Below are 5,194 nucleotides of genomic sequence, written 5' to 3'. Positions count from 1 at the left end.
TGAATCACTGATCGGACTTAGATATGACCAACCTCGTCAAGGACTGGACGCTTCCCTATGCCTCGCACCGCTCGCCGGTGCTGGGGCGCAATGTGGTTAGCACTTCGCAGCCGCTGGCCGCGCAGGCCGGCCTCTCCATGCTGCTGGCCGGCGGCAACGCCGTGGATGCGGCGCTGGCTGCTGCGATGACGCTCACCGTGGTCGAGCCCACGGGCTGCGGCATCGGCAGCGACGGCTTTGCCATCGTCTGGGACGGCAAGGAGCTGCACGGCCTCAACGCCTCGGGCCGCTCGCCTGCGGGCTGGACGCCCGACTACTTTGCCCAGCTGGGCGGCATTCCGGAAAAAGGCTGGAATGCCGTGACCGTGCCCGGCGCAGTGTCGGCCTGGGTGGCGCTGTCCAAGCGCTTCGGCAAGCTGCCCTTCGCGCAGGTGGCCCGGCCCGCCATCGACTATGCGCGCAACGGTTTCGCGGTCTCGCCCACCATTGCCACACTGTGGGAGCTGGGCGGCAAGAAGCTGGGCGATCAGCCCGGCTTTGCCGAGTGCTTTCTGCCTGGCGGCCGTGCGCCCCGGGCCGGAGAAGTGTTCAGGAGCGAAGCCCATGCGCGCACGCTGGAGGAGATTGCCGAGACCATGGGCGAGTCCTTCTACCGCGGTGCGCTGGCCAGAAAGATGGTCGAGCATTCGCGGGCCTGCGGTGGTGTGATGAGCGAGGAAGACCTGGCCGCGCACCAGGCCGACTGGGTGGGCACGGTGTCGCAGAAGTTCGGCGACTCGGTGATCCACGAGATTCCGCCCAACGGCCAGGGCATTGCGGCGCTGATGGCGCTGGGCATGCTGGACGAGCTGGGCGTGGGCAAGCAAGACCTCGACGGCGTGGACAGCGTGCACCTGCAGATCGAGGCCATGAAGCTGGCCTTTGCCGACCTGCATCAGTACAACGCCGACCTGGACCATATGCGCGTCACCCCAGCGCAGTTGCTGGACTGCGACTACCTACGCGAGCGCGCCCGTCTCATAGACCGCGAGCAGGCCAGCGCACCCACCTACGGCGCGCCCCGGCCCGGCGGCACGGTCTACCTGGCGGCCGCCGATGCCAGCGGCATGATGGTCTCCTTCATCCAGTCCAACTACATGGGCTTCGGCTCGGGCGTGGTCGTGCCGGGCACGGGCATCAGCCTGCAGAACCGCGGCCACGGCTTTACCACCGAGGCCGGTCATGCCAATCAGGTCGGCCCGCGCAAGCGCCCCTCGCACACCATCATTCCGGCCTTTGCCATGCATGCCGACGGCACGCCGCAAATGGCGTTCGGCGTCATGGGCGGCCCGATGCAGAGCCAGGGCCATCTGCAGATGGCTCTGCGCGTGCTGCGCTACGGCCAGAACCCGCAGGCTGCGGCCGATGCACCGCGCTGGCGCGTGACCGGCGGCAAGGGCGTGGCCGTGGAGCCGTCCTTCGATGCCGCCGTGGTCGAGCAGCTGCGCGCACGCGGGCACGAGGTCAGCATCGAGGCCGGCCACGGCGTGTTCGCCTTTGGCGGCGCCCAACTGGTGCTGCGCGACGGCGAGCACTACATCGCGGGCTCCGATCCGCGCAAGGACGGGTGCGCGGTGGGGTACTGAGGTCCCCCCTGAGCCGCTGCGAGGCCGTCCCTGGCTTGGGCTCTGCCTGTTTTGGCTGCGTTGTCACAAAAGCTGCGTGTTCTGCGTCTAAGGCTTGGTGCCTGTCACACTGGGTGGCTGGCCCTTGGCCTATTTGCAGGAGACATCACGTGAGCCCCACTTCCCACGCTGCGCCGCCCGCCGATGCGGGACTGCAGGATTTCGAGCGCCATCGTCCCCGCCTGTTCGGGCTGGCCTATCGCATGCTGGGCCAGCGGGCCGAGGCCGAGGATCTGGTGCAGGATGTCTGGCTGCGCTGGCAGGACAGCGAGCGCGCCGCCATTGCCCAGCCCGAGGCCTGGCTGGTGACCACGGCCACGCGGCTGGCCATAGATCGGCTGCGGCGCTTGCGCGTGGAGCGCGAGCACTATGCGGGTTTCTGGCTGCCCGAGCCGCTGGTCCAGCCCTGGACCGAGGCCGCACCCTCGGCCGAGGAGCTGCTGGAGCAGGCCCATGATGTCTCCACGGCGCTGCTGTTCGTGCTGGAGCAGCTGACGCCCGAGGAGCGCGCGGCCTTTTTGCTGCGTGAGGTCTTCGATGCCGACTATGCCGAAGTGGCCCAGGCGCTGGGCCGCAGCGAGGCTGCCTGCCGCCAGCTGGTGCATCGCGCGCGAGCCCATGTGAAGGCCGGACGGCCGCGCTTCGAGGCGCCCGCACAGGCCCATGCCGAGCTGCTGCGCCGCTTTGCCCAGGCTGCGCGGGGCGGCGATCTGGCGCAGATCCAGGCGCTCTTCGCTCCCGATGCCGCGCTGATCAGCGACGGCGGCGGCAAGGTGGCATCCTTTGGCCGCGTGCTGGAGACTGGGCGCCGCCTTGCGCTGCTGTACTTCGCCACGGCCCGGCGTCTGCGCCGCGAAGGACAGGAGCAGACCCTGCATCTGGCGCGGGTCAACGGCCTGCCGGGTCTGGTGCGCTGCGTGGACGGCCGGGTGGAGTCGGTGCAGACGCTACTGGTCGAGGACGGGCTGATCCGGCGCATCTACACATTGCGCAATCCGGACAAGCTGACCCGCGTGCTGGTGCCGGCAGCCTGATTGCCTGATGGGCGAGGCCCGTCGCAGAAGGTGAAAAAACAATAGCTGCTAGCGCCAGTCAATCAACAAATTCAGATAGTTTTGTTGCTGAGTTTGTTTCATGCAGAGCGATAGCAGCTATGTTTATTGATGGCCCGGCGATGGATGACGAGGCTTGTCACAAACCGCACCGCTGCCGCGTCTAAGAGGTATGGGCCGGCCGCAGGGGCGGGCCTGCAATGCTTCAAGGAGTATTCACATGGCCGACATCGCCAACCCCACCGTCAACCCCATTGCCATCCCCACGCCGCGCCTGGACTTCCGTGCGCTGGCTCCCGAGCTCTACAAGGCGCAGGCCGGCCTCAACGCCCAGATCGCGCGCTCCAGCCTCGGTGTGCCACTGCTGGAGCTGGTCTATCTGCGCGTCTCGCAGATCAACGGCTGCGCCTTCTGCGTGGACATGCATGTGCGCGAGCTGCTGTCGCGCGGCGAGGACCTGCAGCGCATCCACAGCGTGGTGGTCTGGCGCGAGGTGGACTTGTTCGAGATGCGCGAGCGCGCCGCGCTGAACTGGGCCGAGCGCTGCACCCAACTGAGCCAGGCCCATCCCGGGCAGCAGGACTTCGAGGCCCTGCGCCCCTACTTCAGCGAGCGCGAGATCGTGGAGCTCAGCTACGCGATCGGCTGCATCAATGTCTGGAACCGTCTGTGCGTGGGCTTTGCGGCTCCCGTGGAGAAAAAACCTATCACCTCCTGAGCCGCTGCGCGGCTTCCCCCGTGGCACGGCGCCCTCTCTCGCTGCACGGGAGGGGGACGACGGCCTCGCTGCGGGAGCGGCGCGGCCGGCGAGGCCCTTGCTCGCCGTCCTGACCTGGATTGCGCCCAATTCATGCCTTATGCATTGGCACGAGCGGGGTTGTGCTCTCAGTTCTGGGTGATCTTGCGTTCCCTGACCACCTTGCCCCATTGCTCGTATTCCTTCTTCATGAAGGCCGCGAACTCAGCCCGCGTCGTGGGCTGGGGCGTCAGGCCGTGGACCTTGAGCGCCTCGGCCACGCCGGGGTCCTTGAGCACCTTGACGATCTCCTGGTTCCAGCGGTCCAGCACGGGCGTGGGGGTCTTGCCGGGGGCGACGAAGGCATACCAGTTCAGCGCCTCGAAGCCCGGATAGCCGGCTTCGGCCACGGTGGGAATATTGGGCATGTAGGCTGGGCGCGTCAGGCCGGTGGTGGCCAGCGGAATCAGCTTGCCGGTCTCGATGTGCGGAAGGGCCGTCGGAGGGGCGGCGAAGTAGGAGGTGACACGCTCGCCCAGCAGGTCCTGCAGGGCCGGTGCGCCGCCCTTGTAGGGCACATGAACCATCTCCACGCCGGCGCGCTGGTTGAACAGCTCGCCTGCCAGGTGCGAGGCCGAGCCCGCGCCGGTCGATGCATAGTCCACGCTGCCGGGGCTCTTCTTGGCCTTGGCCACGAACTCGGCCAGATTCTTCACACCGGCACCCTTGTGCACCACCAGCACATTGGGGAAGTTCACGCCGCCCGAGATGGGCGCGAGATCGGTGAAGGGGTTGTAGCCCACCTTCATGATGTGGGGCGCAATCGTCAGCGGGCCGATGGAGCCGAACAGCAGCACCGAGCCGTCGGTCGGTGCCTTGGCCACGAACTGGTGGGCGATATTGCCGCCCGCGCCGCCCTTGTTGTCCACCACCACGGTCTGGCCGATGTTCTCGCCCAGCTTCTTGGCAATCATGCGCGCTGCCGCGTCGGCGGCGCCACCAGCGGCAAAGCCCACGACCAGCGTCACGGGCTTGTTGGGCAGCCAGTCGGGTGCGGCCTGTGCCGCCGAGCCCAGGCTCAGCAGGGAGGCGGCCACGGCCGTGGCGCGCAGGAAATGGCGTTTGTTCATCATGGGATGTCTCCTTGGTCGGAAAGGAATGCCGGTATTCCGGCTGATTTTTCTGAGAGCAGGCACGGCGGGCGTGCCTGTCATGGGGCTTTGTTCAATCAGCGCCCAGGCCGATGGGGCTGGGCTGGCGCTTTTCGGTGTTGTGGCGCAGCAGTGCAGCCGTGCGGAACACACCGTGGGCAAACTTGCCGTAGGGCAGGGTGGCAAACAGCGCAATCACGGCGCCCAGGTGCAGACACAGCAGCAGTGCCAGCGCCGGCGTGGCGCGGCCCAGCCATAGCGCCAGGCCGCTTGATGCCACCAGGAACAGCAGGGCGATGAAGCCGAGATCCATGGGCTTTTGCCTGGCGTCGCCATGCAGCGGATGGCGCGCGCGGTTCAGCATCCAGAGGCCGGCCGTGCCGATCATCAGACTCACGCCGCCCAGGGCGCCCAGAATCTTGGGCAGGCTGGGTAGCTCGTAAGGCGCAGGCAGATCGAAGACATAGTGATAGACCGTGGCCAGGCCCGTGGCTGCAAAGCACAGCATGAAGCCGTAGAAGGTCAGGTGGTGGAAGCGGCGGCGCTTGAGCGTGTACTCGTCGTCCTCGTTGTGGCAGCCGTCGCCATGGC

Annotated in this window: 4 protein-coding genes and 1 pseudogene; 3 read left to right on the top strand and 2 right to left on the bottom strand. The window is 67.3% G+C overall.

Translation table 11 applies throughout. From position 1 onward, the window contains the following. The first annotated feature begins 23 nt into the window (after positions 1 to 23). The 3 genes from E2583_RS24565 (at position 24) to E2583_RS24555 (ending at position 3,434) form a co-directional block, all read left to right on the top strand. Positions 24 to 1,625: a gamma-glutamyltransferase family protein gene (locus tag E2583_RS24565; RefSeq protein ID WP_291599564.1), complete on the top strand. Its 1,602-nt coding sequence runs from the start codon at positions 24 to 26 to the stop codon at positions 1,623 to 1,625. 149 nt (positions 1,626 to 1,774) lie between these two features. Next, entirely contained in the window at positions 1,775 to 2,698 is a 924-nt protein-coding gene (locus tag E2583_RS24560; RefSeq protein WP_291599563.1) for an RNA polymerase sigma-70 factor, read from the top strand. A gap of 238 nt (positions 2,699 to 2,936) precedes the next feature. Beyond that, positions 2,937 to 3,434 carry a carboxymuconolactone decarboxylase family protein gene (locus E2583_RS24555; RefSeq protein ID WP_291599561.1) on the top strand — a complete coding sequence of 166 codons (498 nt, stop codon included), beginning with the start codon at positions 2,937 to 2,939 and terminating at the stop codon, positions 3,432 to 3,434. Positions 3,435 to 3,601: 167 nt separating this feature from the next. On the opposite strand, the gene E2583_RS24550 is transcribed toward E2583_RS24555, so the two are convergent. Both E2583_RS24550 and tcuB read right to left on the bottom strand, forming a co-directional pair. Then, positions 3,602 to 4,585: a tripartite tricarboxylate transporter substrate binding protein gene (locus tag E2583_RS24550; protein WP_291599559.1), complete on the bottom strand. Its 984-nt coding sequence runs from the start codon at positions 4,583 to 4,585 to the stop codon at positions 3,602 to 3,604. A gap of 91 nt (positions 4,586 to 4,676) precedes the next feature. After that, positions 4,677 to 5,194 (bottom strand): annotated as a pseudogene (gene tcuB / locus E2583_RS24545) (tricarballylate utilization protein TcuB); the annotation flags it as partial.

Source organism: Comamonas sp. (assembly GCF_009360615.1).
Taxonomy (GTDB): domain Bacteria; phylum Pseudomonadota; class Gammaproteobacteria; order Burkholderiales; family Burkholderiaceae_C; genus Comamonas.
This window is presented reverse-complemented; position numbering and strand designations above follow the sequence as displayed.